This is a genomic window from Capnocytophaga sp. oral taxon 326 str. F0382, assembly GCF_000318295.1.
Lineage (GTDB): Bacteria > Bacteroidota > Bacteroidia > Flavobacteriales > Flavobacteriaceae > Capnocytophaga > Capnocytophaga periodontitidis.
On the sequence record NZ_KB291378.1, the window covers coordinates 102,379 to 123,021 of the forward strand.

A 20,643-nucleotide genomic window follows, 5' to 3' on the forward strand; every position below is an offset into this window, starting at 1 on the left:
AAGTTTATGATGCAAAAGCGATTTTGAGACTTTTTGAACAGCCTCATTGATTATCAGATTGCTATTATAATTTATTACTTAATCTTTACAAAATAAGGCAATCGCTCCAAAGGTACTTTTAGGGTGTATGCTTTGCCTCCTTTGTACTTTTTGCCTTGTTCGTCTTGCCAAGTGCCTTTGGGGAGTTTTACCGTGCGAATATCGCTTTCGGTCATTACAGGGGCTACTAAATACTTATCGCCCAGCATATATTGGTCTTTGCAATTAGCGAAACCCTGATGAGGAAAAGCATACTCCATACTGCGCACAATAGGTTCTCCTGTTTGTGCCGATTTTTTAGCTTCGGCTATGATATAGTCGCCTAATTGTTCGTGCCATTTGGCATATTTGATACAGATAGCCAAATTCTCTTTCGATAGAATGCGCCAAGGAGCTACTGAGAATTGCATCATAGGCATCATCGAATGTATTTGGCAAGAGCGCACTATGAGCTTCTGATTGAACTTAGTAGGGTCTACATTCAAGAAACTGCCGTATTCCCCTCCGCCTATCATATCGGGGCAAGCAAATGCATAACCGTTGAGTCCTGCGGCTATCATATCGGGGACTAAACGGGCTACACCGTCCCAAGAGTAACTCTTGTCACCCAAACGCTGTACCAAAGCCTGTCCGCCCAATTTCCAGCAAGCGCGAAACTCGTTGTAAGGGAATTCTAAGCCTAATTTACCCCAGAGATAGGTCTGTTCAGTATCGTAAGATTTTTGGTCGAAAACCTCTACATCTTCCGCCAAATAGCGCTCTGGGTCACCTGCATCAAACTTAAATCCATCGATGCCGTATTCTTTTTGTAGGTCTTTGAGCATATTCACAAAGTAAGCAAAGGCTTCGGGATTGCTGAGGTCATAGCAAGCGCTGAGCCCATTCCACCAATCGAGGATAGCAGGGGTGTCAGCTCCTTTTTTCTTCACTAAATAGCCTTTGTCGCGCAAAAAGCGGTATTCTTGGCTATCGGGCGATACAAATGGGCATACCCATACCATCACTTTGAAGCCCATTTGGTGGAGCTGGTTTATCATTTCCTTAGGTGTAGGAAACTTATCGGGGCGAAATTGCCATACGCCATAGTCTTTTTGCCAGTTGTCATCAATCATTATTACTCCCGTTGGCATTCCGTTGTCCAGAATAGCTTTGGCGTAGGCTAAAACGTCCTTTTCATTCTGATTGTAAATAAGTTCTATCCAAGTGTTGTATTGCGGTTTGGTAAAGAACACTTCGGGGGGGATTACCCCAGAAGGTGGAAAATATTGTTTACTCACTGCCTGATAGGCACTTTTGAGGGTAGAGCCTGCTGTGTGGCAACTCACCTCAGCCCGTGAAGGAGTGATAAGTATCTTTCCTTCTTTAAATTGGTAAGCAAAAGGAGCTTCCGAAGCGATATAACGCCCTTGATTAGAGTACAGAAAGGGCACTGATTGGTTGTTAAAATTCTCGGTGCGCAAGTTGTAAATACGCTCCGATGGTTGGTAAGGCATCTCTTTGCCTACGCCCGTAAAGCCACCCCACCATTGTTCATTGGGTAGTAGGGTGATTTCAGTGGGCTGTTGTGCACTCGCCCATAGCGAACTGCACAAAGTAATAAAAGCAAATATTCTTTTCATTTGTATGTTTTTAGTCGTTAGTTATTAGTTCTTAGCCGTTAACTTTTTACCTCTTACCTGAAATAAATTCTGAGGGTGATACCCCAAATTGTTCTTTAAAAGCTCTTGTGAAATACGACGGACTATCGATTCCTACTTCGTAGCATACTTCACTGATGAGCTTATCGGTAGTTTTAAGCAGTTCGGCAGCTTTGTCTAAGCGTATTTTGCGAATGTAGTTCGCCAAGGTAAGTTCGGTAGCTTGTTTAGCAAAGCTGTACAACTTAGTGCGATTCATACCGAGTTCCAAACAGAGGTTATCTACCGAGAAATGTGGGTTTTGCATATTGGTCACTACCAAGTGAGTGAGCTTGTCTAACTGTTCTTGTTGTTTTTTATCAATCACCTTCTGACGGATATTCTCAATAGGAGCGTGCTGTTTGCTCTTGTTGAGCAAGTTGCGCACATTGGTTTTGAGCAGTTTCACATCAAAAGGTTTCGTAAGGTAGGCATCAGCTCCTAACTCAATTCCTTCTATCTGCGACTCTATTTGCGATTTCGCCGTGAGCAATATCACAGGAATAAAGCAGGTTTGCAGGTTCTTTTTCAGGATAGCACAAAGCTCAAATCCGTCAATTTTAGGCATCATCACATCCGATATGACCAAATTAGGAAAATGCTGATTGCACTTCTCAATCGCTTGTTCGCCGTCGGAGGCGAGAATGATGTTGTACTCTTTGATAAAGATGTTTTTGAGTATCATCAGTACTTCGTGATTGTCGTCTACTAAAAGCAAGGTAGGTTTATCTTCCTGAGGCAAATTTAACATTTCGTCCTCGTCTTCGCATATATGTTCATACTCAACCGCATAGTCCGATAAGTATTCTTTCAGCTGAAAAGCACTGTCCTGCAACTTCTGTTCGGGCAATAAGTAACTATCGTCCATAGGAAAAGTGATGATAACTTCGGTACCTACATTGGGCTTACTGCTAATGATAATCCCACCGCGATGTGCTTCAACTAATGATTTTACCAAAGAAAGTCCGATGCCCGAACCTACTCTTTTTTGTCCTTGTCCCTCTACACGGTGGAAGCGTTCAAAGATTTCGGATAAGGCATTCTTCTCCAACCCTACGCCTTCATCTTGCACTTTTACCACCAACTGTTTGCCTGGCAAGGTATGCGCAGTGTTCTCAAAGGCGCTTTTGTAGAGCGGTGTGAGCTCGCTCAAATTCTCTACCGAAATCGATAAGCGTATAGTGCTTCCCGCATTGGAGTACCTAATAGCATTGGAAAGAATATTCGAAAGTATCTTGCTAAAATACTTCTCATCTAACCACAACTTTACTTCTTGTTCAGGTAGTGTTAATTGCAACGTTATAGCCACTTTGCTTGCCCACTCCTTAAACTCGTTGTAAATGGCTTGCACATAGCTGTTTGCCGAAATATAATTGGCTTTTAGCTGAGGTGTATACACGTCCATACGGTGTATTTCAAGCAGTTCGTTCACCATATTACTGAGCTTACCCGTATTGCGTTTGAGGGTATGCACATACTTATTGGAAGGCATTTCCTCTTCCATTTCAGTTACTGCGTGGCTCATTAGGGTAAGTGGTGTACGGAACTCGTGTGAGACGTCTGTAAAGAACTGCATTTTCATCTGCATTAGCTCTTCTTTATGTCGCTCTTTTTCCTCTTGTACAGCTATGGTATGTTTCATTTGCGTCCATCGCATAAAGTACCTGAAACATACGTACAGCAAGCCTGCAAGGGCAAGTGTATAGAGGGTGTACGCCCACCACGTAAGCCAAAAAGGAGGCTTGGAAACCACTGTAAGCTCGGTCTGCGCTCCGCTCCACTGTTGCCAATCGCCTACCTCTACTAATAGTTTGTAAGTACCATAAGGGAGCTTTTGGTAAGTGGCGTGTGGGGCAGGGTCATTCACGGCTATATAATGCCAATCAGTGTCGTAATCCTCTAATTTATAACGGTAGCGCAACCGCTGAGGTGCATTGTAAGACAAAGTGGTGAAGTACACCGAAAAATCGTTGTTCGGGTACGCTATCGAAAGCGCATCGGTAAACTCTATACACGAATTGACTACCTTGCCGTTGTTTTCAAACCTGCTAAAATGTACTCTTAGGTGAGCTGACGAAAACATTTGCGCTTGTGGTTTGAAATAGTTAAAGCCGTGTGAGCCTCCAAAGTACAAATTCCCCTCAGCATCTTTGCAAGAGGAAGCCGTCCCGAAACTGTGTCCTTGCAAGCCATCATTGTTGCTGAAAGCCGCAAAACGTTTTAGTTTTGTATCAAAGAAACTCAAGTAAAAGCCTCCACACCACACATTGCCAAAAGCATCTACTTCCACACTTTCAATATCGTTAGAGGTTGCCCCTTCTTCTATACCGTAATGTTCGGCAGTATAAGTGAGTTTGCCATTAGCGTTATCAGTGAGAATCACCTTGTTGAGTCCGCTACCCATAGTGCCTATCCAATAAGTATCTTTGTCTTTATCAATTGCCCAAAGATAATTACTACTCAGGCTGTGCGGGGTTTTAGCGTCGGCAGCGTATTTGAGCACACGCACTACCTCGCCTTTGGCATTGAGTTGCAATCTGTTTAAGCCCATTACCGAGGTTATCACCAGTTCGTTCTTAGCTTTATCCACATATATTTTGTGGAGCTTGTTAGTAGATAACCTACGAGGTTCAGGCGTTGTTTCGGTAAAGGTGTATACGTTTTGCCATTGTCCTTTTCGCTCTTCAAAGCACTCCAATCCTGAATAGGTAGTAATCCACAAACGGTGAAAGGTATCGAGCTTGATATCAAATATATAATCGTTGCACTGTGTTGCAAACGAACTGATAATGCGTCGGCTTTGCTTGTCTATCCCCCATACCCGTTCGCGAACCGATACGTACAAGTGTGCTTTATCGCTCTGAATACTCGTAACGTTAGGCGAAAGCTCAGGAGCATTGCAATAGTGCTCGTCTAATTGCTGGCTCAGGGTATGAAACCTAATCACTCCGCCGAACTTATTGCCTATATACACATAGCCATCGGGGTCGTAGTGCATCGTGCTTACAAACTCCGAACCCACTTTGCTCTGGGGTTTTATCCATACCGTCTTGAAAAACGCATCGCGCGTACTGCTGTACGATACACCATTAGACCAAGCCGATACCCACAAATTGCTGTCCTTGTCTAAGAACACACTGTTGATATGATTGCTTGCCGAATACGGATTCAAAGGCGAGTGACTGTGTTCTTTCAGCAGAGAAAGACTGTTTTTATCCAACTGAAAGATACTTTCTTCATTCACTACCCACACGTATTGCCCGCTCAGTGTAAGAGAAAGCAAATGTTTGTTCAGGTCAAATTCCTTTTTAGCAACTATCGCATAGGTGTTATCGGGCTTACAGGCGTACTTCACTAAGCTATCTCGGTAAATCACCCACAAGTAGCCATCGGCATAGAGCATCTTTACGATACCCGAACCTATGTTGTTCACCTTTTCAGGTAGGGCTTTTAGTCTGCCCTTGTCAGGAACGTAAGCCGATAACCAAGGGAACCCCGAAAGCCACACTTCTCCTTTTTCGCTCACTGCTATTTGCGGATTGAGTTGCGAAGTAGTGAGTTGTGAGGCAGAGCCAATAGGTAATGTTTTTAGTGTAAGTGCCTTCTCGCGCTGATTCCACACTACTTTAGCACGCCTAATTTGGTTTTCGCTCAAAAGCCAAAGTTCATTATTTGTGCCTTTTTGTAAGAGTTTTACTTTGGTATAGAAAGCCAAATCAAGAGGATCGTCTATTTTGAAATTGACAAACTGTTTGAGCCGAATATCAAAACAAGCTACTCCTGCTTCGGTAGCTACCCAAAGGTAACGCCCCATAGGTTGCAAGCTGTACACACGGTTGTAGTACACCGAGTTGATAGGGTCTTGCTCGTACTTGTAGGCATCAAGGGTATAGCCATCGAAACGGTTCAGCCCTCTGTGGGTGCCTAACCAAATAAAGCCCAACGAATCCTGAGCAATGCAAGTAACGTTGTCGTGCAACAGACCTTCATTGCGCGTAAGATGGTGGAAAAGGAAAGTTTCTTGCGCTTGAATTCTCACCACCAACTCTTCTGTGAAAGCGATAGGAAAGAGAAAATACCACAACAGCAGGATTCGCAGGAGCTTTATCGTTCTGTTCATTTGTCAGTTTCATTTTTCATTTAGAGCGCAAAAATATTAAACAATTGACGATTAACAATTAATAATTAACACAATTGTCATTCGTAACTCGTCATTCGTAATTATTACGGGGTCACCGTAATTTTGATAGTGCGATATTCAGTGTTGTACTTGTATTCGTCAGCACTTACAGTTCCTACATCAGTTTTATAGCCGTCTTTTGAATAGCTTTTAAAACCACTGCTACTGCCCACTACCACTACCTCATAAGTTCCTGCTTTGTCATACGTATGAGTGTATTTGGTTACCCCAGAATTATCGGTAATGGTAATACCTTTTCCTGTATCGAATGGGAAATAATCAATAGAAGCAAAACTCGCTGATTCTAAATAAATATTACCAATATATGCTATATTAGAGCCGTCTTTTGCAGGAAAGATAATGCGGATATTTGATAATTTTTCCATTTTCTTACCCATTGAATTTTCCCACGCTTCTATAATTTCACCTATATTCACTTTGTAATCAGCATAAGAGGTGCTAATATTAGGTAATTCTCTGCCCCATACTGTTACATCTCTAAAAGTAACTTGAGTTTCGCCTTCAGCTATACCAGCTACTTTGGTTACTATACGAAGATTCTTATCTTCTGGGTGAGGTGTATTATTTGTAAAGTCTTTTTGGATATCTGTTTCAAATTTCATACGCAAGGTAAGAGTTTTATTATTACCTACCTTAGTATTTACGTTGAAAATGAGTGTTTCACTCCACCATTCGGGATGAGCAGAAACTAATTTTAGCACTTTTTTACCTGTAGAGGCATCAGTAACTACTTCAGAAGAAGCTAAATTGCTACTCACCTCAAAAGCGCCTCCTTCAAAGGGTGTCTTGGCACCCACTTCCGATTTGTCAAAATTCAATCGGTAAGGAATGATGTTAGCATCGTAATTGCGGTAAATCTTACTTTGTAACTCTTGAGAGCTTTTGTTTTTGAGTATATTGTCAGCGCTCTTTAGGTAATTGTGCCCTTCATCACCGGTGTAAATAGCCAAGGCGTTTACATTATGATGAATAGTAAAAGTTACGGGGTCGCCTACCCTTACTTGGGTTTTATCAGCTGTTACCGATAGGTCTACGTCTTCAGGTTTGTTCTTAGTACAAGCACCCAAAGCCGTGAGTAGCAAACTGCTAATGAGTAATATATGTGTTTTCATTTTAGTATCCAGGATTTTGAGTTAAATTTTTATTTGTGTCCAATTCGCTAAGCGGAATAGGTAACAATTGGTGATAAGGGCGGACATTTTCAGGAGTAAGAGGAGGTGGAATACGACGTTCTTCTCCACTGATAAACGGATTATAAATACGCCAGTTTTGAAAGGCTTGTACCAAAATACCACGACGTACGAGGTCGCACCAGCGGTCGGTAACTTCTCCTACAAGCTCCCGAGCCCGTTCGTTTAAGATTTCAGTACGAAAAGCGGTATAATCATCGCTGTAATGTTTGGCTGTCCACATAGCAGTACCTGCATAGTCATAACCATAAGAGGAGGGTTTCCAATCGGGTACTACAGTATTTACATCGTTGATATGGGTTTTATCCAAATCACGAGGCAATACATCACGGTGCACCACACGTCCGCCTGCTTTGTTAGAGATACGAGCACGTTTGCGCACTAAATTCACCGCATCGTAAGCACTGTTCACGTTGGAGCCATTCATTGCTAAAGAAGATGAGGGTGTATAAGCACCTGGTGAGTGATTTATCTCATTATAAGCCTCTGCATAGATGAGGAGTACATCAGCAAAGCGAAGTAGCGGCTCATCCATACCGAAGTTTTTGTAGTTATACGAAGAGACATCAGCTAGTGGAAAACGGCGGAACTTACCGATACTCCACATTACCCAGCTATTGTTTTCGGTAGCGTTACTAAGAGGTTGGTCTACACGTGTATCCCAATAGATTTTATAATCCCAACCCCATAACTTACCGTTGTCGAGCACTTGCACACGTGGGCAGTTCCACAATCGGCGAATAGAGTCGGAGGGTTCATAAATCATACGGTGGTAATCGGAGCTGGAGATGTTATCCCACGAACCTCCTAAGTTCTCATTTCCTCTCATTCCGTAAAGCATTCCTGTGAGGGTACCGGTATCGTCGCCTGTAAGACCTTGTACGCACCAAATAACTTCTTTTGGAGCTTCGCTTATTTTGGTTTTAGCGTTGAATACATCGGGATAGTATTCTACTAATTGGTAGCGACCGCCTTGTATGACTTCTTTGGCATAATTCATTGCTTTGGTGTAATTTTCAGTAGCCGAACCAAGCACTTCACGTTCGTCGCGTTGCGCTACTGAAGCGAGCCACAAGTGTACTTTAGCTAAGAACCCGCGACAAGCATCTTTGGTAATACGCCCGTATTGATAACCATTGCTTCTATCGTCTTTTTCGGCTACGTGAGCCATCGAGTAAGTAAAATCGGCAATAATTTGCTCAAACACCTGCTTTTGAGGGGTGCGAGGCACTTTGAGGTCGTCAAGCGATTCGGTTTCTTTTAATACCAAAGGCACATCGCCAAACCAACGCACCAAATCGAAGTACAAGTAAGCGCGCACACCACGAGCTTCGGCTACATAGCGTTCCCAGTTATTGATGCGACCTTGGTGTTTGGTTACATTATCGATTACCGAGTTGCAGTTCTTAATGGCAGCATAGTGTTGTTGCCACATTTGGGTGATATAATCGTTGTCAGGTCCAAACTTATAGTTACGCAAGCCTTGCCCCTCGTCCCAATCAGCGCGTTTGGCAAGGTCGGTACTAATTTGTTTGGTGCCGTGTCCTGTGATGTACACATCGGTGAGGTAACGGTAAGTACCGTTCATCGCTTGGCGAGCATCCAATTCATTTTGATAGAAAAATTGAGACGTAAGGGTGCTCTTGGGGTCTTCTTCTAAGAATTTAGCACAGCTGCTCAATCCAAGGCTTACCCCTATTGCTATAATGGTTGTAATATGTAATTTCATAATCTATATTTTTTTAAAAACCAACTTCTACTGAGAACAAAAGTGAGGTAGGTCGTGGGTACGGACTCATATCAAGTCCTGGTGCTAAACGAGCTATGGTGCCATAGCCCGTATTGGCTTCGGGGTCAAACCCTGAATAACGTGTCCAAAGAGCAAGGTTAGTACCGGTAACGCCTATGCGCAATTTGTTGAGTTTATAAGGCTCTAATACCTCCTTAGGCAAATTGTAGCTGAGACTCACGGTTTGCAAACGCAAGAAAGAACCGTCTTCTACCAAGTCGCTACGGAAAGCGTTTTCAGCCCAGAAACCACCTCCAAAGAGCGGGAAGTTACGGTCGGGGTGTGCTTCTGACCACACGTTGTTATAAACGCTTTGTGTGATATTGTCGATATTCTTAGTACCTGTGAGGTAGTAAGCATTACCGTTTACTACATCGTTGCCATACGACCAACGTAAGAAAGCGTACAATTCCCAACCTTTATAAGAGAAGGTATTACCTATACCGCCTGTGTGCAATGGGTTTACATCGGCTACAGGCACACGGTCGTTAGTATCGATTACGCCATCGTGGTTGATGTCTTTTATACGCAAACCTCCTAAGGCTACGTTAGGCCCTGGCTGAGCATTATCCACTTCGTTTTGGTTGTGGAATACACCATCGGCTACATAACCGTAGTAGATACCTACTGGCATACCTACACGTAAGAGCACATCGCTTTTGATTTTGGAGTTGATACCTCGGTCGTAAAACTGTTGATACTGACCTTCGTCTAATGAAAGAATTTTGTTTCGGTAGAAAGAAATATTGAAATCGGTTGTCCATTTGAAATCGCCTTCACGCAACCATTGTGCATTGAAGCTCACTTCGAGACCTTTGTTTTCCATTGAACCTGCATTCTTCCACGCTTTTTGGAATCCCGAAGTAGAAGGGATATTCACTTCCAAAAGCATATCGTCTATGCGTTTGTAATACAATTCAGTAGAAAGGGTGTAGCGATTTTTGAGGAAGGACAAATCTAAACCGATATTGTATTGCTTTTGGCTTTCCCATTTAAGGTTGTCGTTAGCAATATTGCTGGTATAACGACCGATTTCCACTTTGTTACCGTCTAATACTACTTTGTTTTTAGCGAGTTGTGCTAAGGATTGGTAAGATGGGATTTGGTTATTACCTGTCATACCGAAACTACCGCGCAAACGCAAATTGGAGATAGCTTCTATTTTCTTGATAAAGTCTTCTTCGTGAGCATTCCAAGCCAAAGAAATAGCAGGGAAATAACCGTATTTGTTGTTCTTACCAAATTTAGAAGAACCATCGGCACGTAAAGAAGCATTAAGCACATACTTGTTGTTATAACTATAAGTAGCCCTACTGATGTACGATACCAATTGGTTGCCATCATAAGTGTACAAAGGCGCATAGGTTACTAACCCTTGGTTGATACCCCAAATGCCTTGTTTGGTATCCTCGAAGTTGGTAGACTTATTGTAAGTATAATCTGTCCAATACTTATTGGCTTCAAAAGCACCCATTATGGAAAAATAGTGCTTATTGACGCTTTTAGAGTATTGCAAACGGGCTTCATATACCCAGCTGTTCTCATTGCGATGAGAGAGCTCCATACGTCCGCGTTCTGACTGTCCGAACCAAGTGTCAGGCCCCCAAAAACGGTCTTGACCAATAGTGTGTAAACGGTAAGAAGCACTGGTGTTAAAAGTCAAATCTTTAAGCAGTTGATAGCTGAGGTATACATTGGCGTTGAGCTCGTTGTATTTGGTATTGATATCCACTTGGTCTACTGCTACCTTAGGGCTCATCGTACGAATATTAGGATAGCTCATCAGGGTACCAAAACCAGGGTAGTCTAAGAAAGGAGAAGTTTGCAAAGCTTTGAGAACCACTCCATTTTGAGACCAATCGCTTACGGGATTTTTATCCTTAGAAACGGCATAAGAGAGGTTGATACCTGCATTCATCTTATCGTTAATCTTCTGTGAGAGGTTGAGACGTGAAGTAAAGCGGTTGAAAGCAGAACGCTTGATAAGTCCTTCTTGGTTCAGATAGCCCACTGAAAGCATATAGCGGGTTTGGTCGGTACCCCCCGTGATACTACCGTTAGCTTCGTTTTTGGTACCTGTTTGGGTAACTTCTTTCAGCCAATCTTTTACGGCAGGGTGATTCCAGCCTTTTTCGGCAATCATTCGTTGCCAAAAGTCTATTTGAGGTTGATTGCCCCAAGTGCCATAATCGAGCATTTTGTGAGCATAATCTTCAGCATTGAGCACCTTCAAAGGGATATTAGGCATCATTTCAATAGAACTTGCATAACTGAAGTTAAATTTAGGTTTAGCGAGCTCTTTTCCTTTTTTGGTGGTGATAAGCACTACCCCATTAGAACCGTTAGACCCGTAGATAGCTGCTGCTGCGGCATCTTTAAGGATTTCCATCGATTCGATATCGTTAGGGTTTAAGCTGAGTAGCGGATTGGTAGCCACATCTTCATTGGTATTAGTTACCCTTTGGGTAGGCATAGGCACCCCATCAATAACAAAGAGCGGTTGCGTACCTCCTGTAATGGAGTTCACCCCGCGAATTCTAAATGTGAGTCCGCTGGAAGCAGAACCATCGGAAGAGATGATTTGCACCCCACTCACTTTACCTTGCAACGCTTGCAATACCTGTGACGGACTGCTTTGGGCGATATCTGCCATTTTCACCGAAGCTACTGCCGTAGAAATATCGCTTTTGCGTTGAGTACCATACCCCACAATTACCACCTCATCCATTTGAGTTACTTCAGGAGAGAGAGTTACTTTGAAGGTACGTGTTTTGCCTACGGCTATAGTTTTTGGCTGATATCCTATATAGCTCACTACGAGTTTATCAGTAGGGAGCGCACTCAAGGAAAAACGCCCATCCAAATCAGTAGCCGCACCTGTATGCGCTGGCTCTACTACTACCGTCGCACCAGGGAGGGGTTGTTGATTTTCATCGGTAACGACCCCCGTAATGGTTACTTTTTGCGCCAACATCGGGATGCTGAACAACAAAATACAAATGCTAATGATGTTTTTCATTATACAAAAATTTAAAGTTTTTTCTTTGCGACAAAATTAAGAATTGATTAACAAAGTACTCTTTACCTATTGTACGTTTTTCTTTACTAAAGTTTGCTTTTCTTACGAAAACGTAAATAATCAGTAAGTTAGGAAAGCAGTCGTTAATGATTAATCATAAAAAAACTTTGTTAAAGTCGTTAGACTCTAACAAAGTTACTTGTTATTTGTTACCCAAATGTTACCTAAATAGTTCTTCAATTTCTTTTATAGTTTTTACCACATCATTATTTTGGGTGAGAATGACGATGCTTGTACCTACAATCACTCCATCGGCGTAATGGCGCATCGTTTGTACATCGCTATTCGTTTTGATACCAAATCCTAACGCTACAGGTAGGGTGGTATGTTGCTTGATGTCGGTAATGAACTGTTCTAATCTACCTAAATCAACCTGCTTGCTACCTGTTACTCCCAAAGAGCCTACAGCATATACAAAGCCACCTTTAGCCAAAGAAGCGATTTTAGCAATGCGGTCGCCAGAAGTTACACTCACCAAAGGAATAAAAGCAATGTTATGAGCGTTTAGCAGTTGTGCTACTTCGGTGGCTTCTTCATAAGGCAAATCGGGGATAATCATACCTTTGATACCTACTTCAGCACTTCGCTTTACAAAGGCTTCTACTCCATAAGCAAAAACGAGATTGTAATACACTAAAAACACTAAGGGCTTATGTATTTTTTCTTTTACTGAATTAAGAAGATCAAACACTACATCGGTAGTAACCCCTGCTTGTGAGGCAGCAAATGAAGCTTCAGCAATGTGTTTACCATCGGCTAAGGGGTCGGAATAGGGAATGCCTATTTCCAAAATATCAATAGCCGATTCGTCTAACTTCGTGAGAAATTCTTTTGTAAATTGAGTAGAGGGGTAGCCTGCTACTATATAGCCGATATTAACGTTTTTCTTTTCGGCAAAAACATCTGTTATAGTTTTATATTTCATCTTTTTCTCCTTTTAATACTGAAAAAACAGTGTGCATATCTTTATCACCTCTACCCGATACATTTACTACTATGGTTTGATTAGCAGGCAAGGAGGGGCATAATTTTTCTAAATACGCCAAAGCGTGAGCACTTTCAATGGCAGGGATAATACCTTCAAAGCGAGTGGTGCGTACAAGAGCATCCATAGCCTCCGCATCGGTGATAGGTATATATGTAGCTTTACCACTTTCAAAGAGATAGGCGTGCTGAGGGCCTACCCCAGGGTAATCAAGTCCAGCCGAAATAGAATGCACCGGACTTATTTGTCCGTACTTATCTTGTAAAACATAAGTTTTCATTCCGTGAATAATACCTTCTTTGCCTAAAGTGAGGGTAGCAGCGTGCATATCGGTATCAATGCCGTAACCACCTGCTTCTAGTCCGTAGAGGTGTGTAGTATCATCATCTAAAAATCCTGAAAAGATGCCAATAGCGTTGCTACCACCACCTACGCAAGCAATTACATGATCGGCGTGTAAGCCTAAAGTATTAAGTTGCTCACGGCATTCTGTACCTATAATCGATTGAAAATCTTTTACCATTGAAGGGTAGGGGTGAGGACCTACTGCCGAGCCTATCACGTAGAACACTGTTTCAATCTCAGCTACCCACGATTGGATAGCGGCGGTAGTCGCCTCTTTAAGCGTTTTAAGTCCGTCGTGAATGGCTACTACGTGTGCGCCCAAGAGTTCCATACGGAAAACATTTAGCTTTTGGCGCTCCATATCTACTGCACCCATATACACATCGCATTCCAAGCCTAAGAGAGCCGCCGCAGTAGCGGTTGCCACCCCGTGTTGTCCTGCTCCAGTTTCGGCAATCACTTTTTTCTTGCCCATACGTTTGGCAAGCAATACTTGCCCCAGAGCATTGTTAATTTTATGAGCTCCAGTATGGTTGAGGTCTTCGCGTTTCAGGTAAATTTGCTGACCGTAGTGCGCACTTAAGTTTTTGGCGTGATAAAGGGGGGTAGGACGACCTACATAGTTTTTGAGTAGGTCGTTTAGTTCTTCTTGAAAGGTAGGGTCGGCTTTGGCTTTAAGGTATTCGGATTCTAATTCGTTCAAGGCGAACATAGCGGTTTCAGGCACGTATTGCCCTCCAAATTTACCGAAATAAGATTTTGTATTCATTTGTTAATTTTCTAATCTGCTAATTTACTAATTATTTTTTCCACAAGTGTGCGATCTTTGCGGTGGTTGCACTCTACTTTGCTGTTCACATCTAATATTGCAGGGCGATAACACAAGGCTTCTTGTACATTATTTACCTCAAGACCTCCTGCTAAAATATAAGAATAAGGCGATAGGTCTTTAAGTATTTCCCAATTAAATCGAGTGCCGTTACCACCTTCGGAAATGCCTTTGGTATCGAATAAAGGATATTGAATATAAGGCTGATAGGGAGTAATATCAGGTAAAGCATCATATACTGAAAAGGCTTTCCAAAGAGTGTAGCCTGCGTTGTGTAAGGTGCTGCAATCTTCAACGCTTTCATTGCCGTGTAGTTGCAGTATATCAATGTTTGTTTGTTGCTGAATTTGTTGTAGTTCGTGTATAGGGGGATTCACAAACACCCCTACTGCCAGTTTGCCAACTGAGTGTATTTCAGTAACTATATCTTTTGCTAAATCCACGCTCACATAACGCCGACTTTTAGGCGCAAAGATACAGCCGAAGTAATCAATAGGCAAATCTTTCAGTTCTTGGATTTCACTAAGAGAGCGAATTCCGCATATTTTTAGTTGAGTGGTCATTGGTTATTCTGCTATTATAGTAAGCCATTCATCTAAATCATTCACTAAATCATTAGCTACTCTTTCGAGTTGCCCGTCGTAATAATCATTTTTTTGTATTTTTTCTAAAATACTCACATACTGCACTACATCGTCAGAAGCTAAAGTATAAGTTAAAAAATATAACTCTCTCACTTCTTTTTCTTTTAGGTAGAGAGGGGCGCTATAATAAGGCATCCCAGCAAAAGGTATACTTGATACATCAGTTACTATAATGTATTGCAAAATCTTTTCTTCGTTGAGAATGAAATAAAGATTTTCAGTAACTTTTAGGGTTACCAAGTCTAATATTTTATTGCAATTGGTATAGCTAAATACAAGATTATTATCACATAAGTACGCACGGGTATGGGTGTAGTCATCTACTTCAAAGCTGAAATCCTCACGCGAAAGAGTGGTGAGCGTAGTAGGTTTTTCTTCTAACAGAAAGGAAGGTAAAACAGGTAGTATAACACTCCCTACATTGTGTTGCAAAAGGAGGTTTATGCCGCGCAAATTTCCCTCAGTATCAAAGAAAAACACATCACCAGATACTTCTAAACAAGTAGAACTCTCACCCCATCTAAAAAATAAGGTTCTATCAATAATTTTATTCATAAGTTCAGTGATTTATTTACTTTTCATTTGTCCCTCGTCATTTGTCCCTCGTCATTCGTCATTCGTCTCTCGTCATTCGTCATTAAAAAATCTCTCCTTTCATCAAGGCTTCTCCTATTAAAAGGGCATCTATGCCTAAGTTTTCGGCATATACAATATCTTCTTTACTGTGATAGCCACTTTCGCTTACTATCAATAGTTCTTCTCGTTGGCTTTTGGGAATTGCTTTGAGTAGTTGCTCTGTTGTTTTTAGCGATACCTCAAAAGTATTGAGGTTGCGATTATTGATGCCTAAGAGTTCTAAATCAGGCACTTGTAAAGCGCGTTGTAGTTCTTTTTCATTGTGAACTTCTACTAATACTTCTAAATCCAAAGAATGTGCTAACAGATGCAAGAACATCAGCTCATCATCAGTAAGCATACGTACAATCAGCAAAATTGCCGAAGCTCCTAAACTCTTGGCGTGGAATACCTGAAAAGGAGTATAGATAAAATCCTTGCGGAGGATAGGCATCATAGGGAAAGCTTTGGTTACAGTGGGAATAAAAGCGTTATCTCCCTTAAAGTAAGCTTCTTCGGTAAGGATAGAAAAGGCAGCTACGCGGTTATTTGCGTAGTGTTGGGCTTGCTTTAGAAGGTCGAAATCTTTTGTCGCTATTTGTCCTTTAGAGGGAGAAGCACGTTTAATTTCACCAATAATGCTAATGCCAGGTTGTTGTATAGCCTGCGTTAAATAAGGGCGCGCCCATTCTTCTATTTCACGATGTAATTGTATTTCGCGTTGTTCTTTGATTTTAGAAAGAATATCCATAAATGAAATTTGTTAATTTGCTAATTGACTAATTTGCTAACTAATTGCCATACTTTTCCACTCCTTAAAGCTTCTTCAATAAGAGGTTTAGCTTCAGCGGGGTGTTTTACTACATTGGCGGTATAGAGAGCAAACATTGCGTTGAGTATCACGATATCGGCTTTAGCACCGCGCTCTTCACCTTTGAGAGTGCGACGTAGTATCTCAGCGTTTTCAGTAGGCGTGCCACCTTGTATATCAGCGTGAAAAGCACGCTTAAAGCCAAACATTTCAGGCGCTATGGTATACTCTAATATTTGCTTACCCTTTACCTCTACAATCTTCGTCTCATCACAAATACTTATTTCATCTAAACCATCATTGCCACGTACTACTAAAGCGTGTTCGCGTCCTAAAAGCTGTAGTGTTTCGGCATAGAGGCGCATCACGGGCTCGTGATATAAACCTACTAATTGGTATTTTAGTTTTGTATTGGGGTGTAACAGAGGACCTAATACGTTAAACACCGTGCGGATACCCAAACGTTGTCGCACTTCACGTACTTCGCCTACTAAGTTATGGAAGAAAGGAGCGTGGAAGAATGCTAATCCGTTTTTCTCCAAGCTATCTAATTGCTTCATCAAGTTGCTTTCCATCGCAATACCGAGCTCTCCTAACACATCAGTACTGCCACTTTGGCTTGTAACCGACCTGTTGCCGTGTTTGGCTACTTTCACCCCTAAGGCAGCTACTATAAAGGCTACCGTGGTAGAAATGTTAATAGTTTTAAGTCCGTCGCCTCCTGTACCACAGAGGTCTATCATAGGTCTTGGGTCGGCAAAGGTGGTGCTATACGCCAAGATGTTACGCACAAAAGCAGTAAGTGATTCTGGATATAAACTCTTTTCGCTGATAAGCACCAAGAGCGCGCCTAATTGTACGATGTCGTACTGCTTGCTGTGCAATACCGCACATATCTGTTTGAAATCGCTATCGCCTAACGGCTGATTTTCTTGCAGTTTCTTCAAAGCTGCTTTGAACACTTCATTGGCGTAGGCTTTTGCTTTTTCCTCAGTATTTTGAACGCTTTGAGCAGTTTGTGTCCCTATCAAAAAGTTCTTGAGGATATTTTTGCCATATTCAGTAAAAAATGATTCAGGGTGAAATTGAATACTGTGAATAGGTTTTGTTTTGTGTTGTAATGCCATAATCACCCCATCGTCCGAGAGGGCAGTTATGATGAGTTCTTGTGGCAAGGTGTCTTTATCTACATATAGCGAGTGGTAGCGCATCACGTTAAACTGCTGTGGCAAGCCTTTAAACAATACCGATTGTGGTTCGCTAACGGTAAGCACAGAAGTCTTGCCGTGCAAAGGTATTTCTAATCGTTTTACAGTGGCACCGTGTACCAATCCAAACGCCTGATGTCCTAAACAGATACCTAAAATAGGAATATCGGTAATTTCTTTTAGTATTTCCAAACAAATCCCACTGTCCTTAGGGTGTTTAGGTCCTGGTGAAAGCACTATACGTGAGGGCTTTAGAGCGCGTATCTCGGGAAGAGTGAGTTGGTCATTGCGCACAGTACGCACTTCTTCATCAGTGAGTTCGCCGAGGTATTGTGCTACATTAAAAACAAATGAATCGTAATTATCTATTAGTAAAATCATTTTTAGTTGTTAGGTTTTAGTCATTAGTTATAGTCCTTTTTTGCGGATTGCCCCCTCTCCTTGAAAGAGGGCTTGGGGGTGAGGATTACAATTCTTCTCAAACACTTTCACTACTGAAGCTCTTTTGTGTTGTATTTCAGCATATTCTTTTTCAGGTATAGAATCATAAACAACTCCTGCTCCGGCTTGTATAAATACGCGGGTGCACTCAGAATCCTGAAAAGCAGGTTTTTCAAAAAAAGCACTGCGTATCACAATAGCGAGCTGTACGTTGCCGTTGAAATGCAAAAAGCCAATACCTCCTCCATACACATTGCGGCGGAATTGTTCCAGCTCAGCAATAATTTCCATAGCGCGTATTTTAGGCGCTCCACTCAGCGTACCTGCAGGGAATACTGCTCCAATCACCTCAAAAAGCGACACCTCTTTGCGCTTGCGACCATACACATCGGTTACTATGTGCATCACGTGTTCTAACTGCTTGATGTGCATCATATTCTTCACCTGTACAGTACCTTTCTCAGCAAAGCGCCCTATATCGTTGCGAGCTAAATCAACCAGCATTCGGTGCTCAGAACACTCTTTAGGATCGGCGAGAAGTTCTTGTGCCAAACGAGCATCATCGTTAGCATCTTTACCACGCGGGCGTGTACCAGCGATAGGTGCTATATACATAGTTTCCGAGTTGATTTCTACTAATATTTCAGGACTTGACCCCACCACCTCTCCATAAGGAGTAGGGAAGAAAAACATATAAGGAGAGGGATTGGCTGTACTGAGTAGTTTATAAAATTCTAAAGAGTTGAGGTTGCTTTCCAAACAGAGTTGTTCGCTCAATACCACTTGAAAAATATCGCCAGCACGTAGGTATTCCTTAGCTTTTTCCACTATCTTGTAGAAGTGTGTTTGCTCCTCATTCAGGTCGGTATTGATGTGATAAAAAGGTTTTTCAGCTGAAATTGATTTTATAGAAGTAGAAGTTTCTTCATTTGCTGCTTCCAAAAAATTGAAGTATAATACTTCATCGCCGTAAAAAGAGTACACTTTATTCACTTTGGAATAATGCAAATAGGCTTTCGCATTCGCAAATACAAAGGCGGGAAACTCGTATTGAGCTTGCTCTTGTGTGGGAATATTTTCAAAAAAATGGATTGATTCATAACCTAATACCCCAAAAAGTCCCGCAAAGGGTGCGATGGGTGTTTGTTGCTGGTAATAGGCTTGCAAAGAGGCGTAATTATGACTGTAGGCATCGAAGTAATCGCAATCTATCCCAATGATAATCTGATGAATGTCTTCAGCTAAGTAAGAGTTTCTGAAATATTTGCGTATAGTAGAAAAATAATGTAATGGTTCTTTAGTAAGCATATAAAACTACTTTGGAGTGGCAAAGGTATAAAATAATTAGCAGATTCACAAATAAGTAAATTAGAAAAAAAATTTGTCAATTCAAATAATTGTCGTACTTTTGCCGAACTTTAATTGAAAATTATATATGGCAACTTACAAAAAGAACAACAACCGACCTAATAGACATAGAGATAACGAGCAACTCGACGACGCTCAAGAAACTCGATTGCACCAAGAAAGTACTACTGCCGAGGTATTCGATGCCCTTGATGCAGGTGCTACTCGTACCGAAGATTGGGTGAAACGCAATCAGAAAATTATTATCGGAGCCCTCATAGCTGTAGCCGTACTGGGCTTAGGTTATTTGTTATACCAACAATTTGTGAAAGCTCCTAACGAAAAGAAAGCTGCTAACGAATTCTTCTTCGCTCAACAATTCTTTGATGAAGCTATGCAAGCTACCGATGCTAAAGCTAAAGATTCTCTCTTCAAAGTTTCTATCGAAGGTGGTAAAGGTAAATATGGCTTCAAGCAAATCGCTCAAAACTATAGTGGTACCAAAGCTGCTAACCTCGCCGAGTATGGTATGGGTATGGCTTATATGCGTTTGCGTGACTACAACAATGCCATCAATCACCTCAAAGAATTTAATTCTGATGACGATATTTTCGGCGCTTTAGCCTATGGAAATATAGGCGATGCTTACCTTCAACAAAAAAATAATGCCGAGGCTCTCAAATACTACATCAAAGCCTTTGAACATAGCAACAACGATTTTGTAACTCCTATATACCTCAAAAAAGCAGGTATCGTAGCTTCTCTACAAGGTAAAAAAGATGATGCTCTTAAATACTACGAGCGCATCAAAGATGAATTCCCTACTTCAGAAGAAGCTCGCACTATCGATATTCTTATCGGAAAAATCAGTCAATAAAACAAGATAAGAATAAAAGGTAGAAGATGAACATTCTTACCTCTTATCTCTTATCTCTTATCTGAAAAAATGGCAACAGAAAACAAGAATTTATCTCAATACGATAAAAATACAATCCCAAATGCGAAAGCTCTTCGCTTTGGGATTATTACTTCTCAGTGGAATGAACAAGTAACTTATGGAATGCGCAATGGTGCTATCGCTACCCTTAAAGATTGTGGTGCTGTAGATAGCAATCTTCTCCTTTGGGAAGTCCCTGGTAGTTTTGAACTGGTACACGCTACCAAACGAATGATCGATACTCAGCACTTAGATGCTATCATCGTAATAGGCTGTGTAATACAAGGCGAAACCAAACACTTTGATTTTGTGTGTCAAGGAGTTACACAAGGTATTGCTCAGCTCAATGCAATGCAAAGTGAGGTGCCCGTAATCTTCTGTGTCCTCACCGATAACAACCTTCAGCAATCACTCGACCGAAGTGGAGGAAAACTAGGCAACAAAGGTGTAGAAGCCGCTATTACTGCTATTAAAATGGCTGTTTTAGGGAAATAGTGAAGCTAATAG

At 41.6% G+C, this 20,643-nt stretch carries 14 protein-coding genes; 2 read left to right on the top strand and 12 right to left on the bottom strand.

Annotated features, from left to right (window positions below):
* Window positions 1-74: 74 nt before the first annotated feature.
* The 12 genes from HMPREF9073_RS02905 to HMPREF9073_RS02960 all read right to left on the bottom strand — a co-directional run bounded on the left by HMPREF9073_RS02905 (window position 75) and on the right by HMPREF9073_RS02960 (window position 19,160).
* On the bottom strand, window positions 75-1,658 hold the full coding sequence (locus HMPREF9073_RS02905) for a glycoside hydrolase family 31 protein (protein WP_009412488.1): 1,584 nt from the start codon (window positions 1,656-1,658) through the stop codon (window positions 75-77).
* A 46-nt stretch (window positions 1,659-1,704) separates the two neighbouring features.
* Complete coding sequence (locus HMPREF9073_RS02910; protein WP_009412489.1) at window positions 1,705-5,835, bottom strand: response regulator; 4,131 nt, start codon at window positions 5,833-5,835, stop codon at window positions 1,705-1,707.
* A 104-nt stretch (window positions 5,836-5,939) separates the two neighbouring features.
* On the bottom strand, window positions 5,940-7,028 hold the full coding sequence (locus tag HMPREF9073_RS02915) for a DUF5017 domain-containing protein (RefSeq protein WP_009412490.1): 1,089 nt from the start codon (window positions 7,026-7,028) through the stop codon (window positions 5,940-5,942).
* 1 nt (window position 7,029) lies between these two features.
* Window positions 7,030-8,835: a RagB/SusD family nutrient uptake outer membrane protein gene (locus HMPREF9073_RS02920; RefSeq protein ID WP_009412491.1), complete on the bottom strand. Its 1,806-nt coding sequence runs from the start codon at window positions 8,833-8,835 to the stop codon at window positions 7,030-7,032.
* Window positions 8,836-8,848: 13 nt separating this feature from the next.
* Complete coding sequence (locus HMPREF9073_RS02925; RefSeq protein ID WP_034555213.1) at window positions 8,849-11,914, bottom strand: TonB-dependent receptor; 3,066 nt, start codon at window positions 11,912-11,914, stop codon at window positions 8,849-8,851.
* Between the two features lie 220 nt (window positions 11,915-12,134).
* A complete protein-coding gene (gene trpA / locus HMPREF9073_RS02930; RefSeq protein WP_009412493.1) occupies window positions 12,135-12,899 on the bottom strand; it encodes a tryptophan synthase subunit alpha in 765 nt (254 codons plus the stop codon).
* Window positions 12,889-14,073 carry a tryptophan synthase subunit beta gene (gene trpB / locus HMPREF9073_RS02935; RefSeq protein ID WP_009412494.1) on the bottom strand — a complete coding sequence of 395 codons (1,185 nt, stop codon included), beginning with the start codon at window positions 14,071-14,073 and terminating at the stop codon, window positions 12,889-12,891. Before trpB ends, trpA begins: the two co-directional genes overlap by 11 nt.
* Before the next feature lie 11 nt (window positions 14,074-14,084).
* Window positions 14,085-14,696, bottom strand: a complete 612-nt coding sequence (locus HMPREF9073_RS02940) for a phosphoribosylanthranilate isomerase (protein WP_009412495.1) — start codon at window positions 14,694-14,696, stop codon at window positions 14,085-14,087.
* Between the two features lie 3 nt (window positions 14,697-14,699).
* A complete protein-coding gene (locus HMPREF9073_RS02945; protein WP_009412496.1) occupies window positions 14,700-15,332 on the bottom strand; it encodes a hypothetical protein in 633 nt (210 codons plus the stop codon).
* Between the two features lie 82 nt (window positions 15,333-15,414).
* The gene (locus HMPREF9073_RS02950; RefSeq protein WP_009412497.1) at window positions 15,415-16,143 is read right to left on the bottom strand and encodes an indole-3-glycerol phosphate synthase TrpC; all 729 of its coding nucleotides are present in this window, start codon (window positions 16,141-16,143) and stop codon (window positions 15,415-15,417) included.
* Window positions 16,144-16,163: 20 nt separating this feature from the next.
* Complete coding sequence (trpD, locus tag HMPREF9073_RS02955) at window positions 16,164-17,792, bottom strand: anthranilate phosphoribosyltransferase (RefSeq protein ID WP_009412498.1); 1,629 nt, start codon at window positions 17,790-17,792, stop codon at window positions 16,164-16,166.
* A 27-nt stretch (window positions 17,793-17,819) separates the two neighbouring features.
* Window positions 17,820-19,160, bottom strand: a complete 1,341-nt coding sequence (locus HMPREF9073_RS02960) for an anthranilate synthase component I family protein (RefSeq protein ID WP_009412499.1) — start codon at window positions 19,158-19,160, stop codon at window positions 17,820-17,822.
* A gap of 127 nt (window positions 19,161-19,287) precedes the next feature.
* Here HMPREF9073_RS02960 and HMPREF9073_RS02965 point away from each other — a divergent pair, with 127 nt between their 5' ends.
* Entirely contained in the window at window positions 19,288-20,076 is a 789-nt protein-coding gene (locus tag HMPREF9073_RS02965; RefSeq protein ID WP_009412500.1) for a tetratricopeptide repeat protein, read from the top strand.
* A 69-nt stretch (window positions 20,077-20,145) separates the two neighbouring features.
* Window positions 20,146-20,631, top strand: a complete 486-nt coding sequence (gene ribH, locus HMPREF9073_RS02970) for a 6,7-dimethyl-8-ribityllumazine synthase (RefSeq protein ID WP_009412501.1) — start codon at window positions 20,146-20,148, stop codon at window positions 20,629-20,631.
* Window positions 20,632-20,643: the final 12 nt, after the last annotated feature.

Bases quoted from the DNA above. Each gene is read 5' to 3' on its own strand.
- HMPREF9073_RS02905 (WP_009412488.1), bottom strand. From the start codon at position 1,658: ATGAAAAGAATATTTGCTTTTATTACTTTGTGCAGTTCGCTATGGGCG.
- HMPREF9073_RS02910 (WP_009412489.1), bottom strand. From the start codon at position 5,835: ATGAACAGAACGATAAAGCTCCTGCGAATCCTGCTGTTGTGGTATTTT.
- HMPREF9073_RS02915 (WP_009412490.1), bottom strand. From the start codon at position 7,028: ATGAAAACACATATATTACTCATTAGCAGTTTGCTACTCACGGCTTTG.
- HMPREF9073_RS02920 (WP_009412491.1), bottom strand. From the start codon at position 8,835: ATGAAATTACATATTACAACCATTATAGCAATAGGGGTAAGCCTTGGA.
- HMPREF9073_RS02925 (WP_034555213.1), bottom strand. From the start codon at position 11,914: ATGAAAAACATCATTAGCATTTGTATTTTGTTGTTCAGCATCCCGATG.
- trpA (WP_009412493.1), bottom strand. From the start codon at position 12,899: ATGAAATATAAAACTATAACAGATGTTTTTGCCGAAAAGAAAAACGTT.
- trpB (WP_009412494.1), bottom strand. From the start codon at position 14,073: ATGAATACAAAATCTTATTTCGGTAAATTTGGAGGGCAATACGTGCCT.
- HMPREF9073_RS02940 (WP_009412495.1), bottom strand. From the start codon at position 14,696: ATGACCACTCAACTAAAAATATGCGGAATTCGCTCTCTTAGTGAAATC.
- HMPREF9073_RS02945 (WP_009412496.1), bottom strand. From the start codon at position 15,332: ATGAATAAAATTATTGATAGAACCTTATTTTTTAGATGGGGTGAGAGT.
- HMPREF9073_RS02950 (WP_009412497.1), bottom strand. From the start codon at position 16,143: ATGGATATTCTTTCTAAAATCAAAGAACAACGCGAAATACAATTACAT.
- trpD (WP_009412498.1), bottom strand. From the start codon at position 17,792: ATGATTTTACTAATAGATAATTACGATTCATTTGTTTTTAATGTAGCA.
- HMPREF9073_RS02960 (WP_009412499.1), bottom strand. From the start codon at position 19,160: ATGCTTACTAAAGAACCATTACATTATTTTTCTACTATACGCAAATAT.
- HMPREF9073_RS02965 (WP_009412500.1), top strand. From the start codon at position 19,288: ATGGCAACTTACAAAAAGAACAACAACCGACCTAATAGACATAGAGAT.
- ribH (WP_009412501.1), top strand. From the start codon at position 20,146: ATGGCAACAGAAAACAAGAATTTATCTCAATACGATAAAAATACAATC.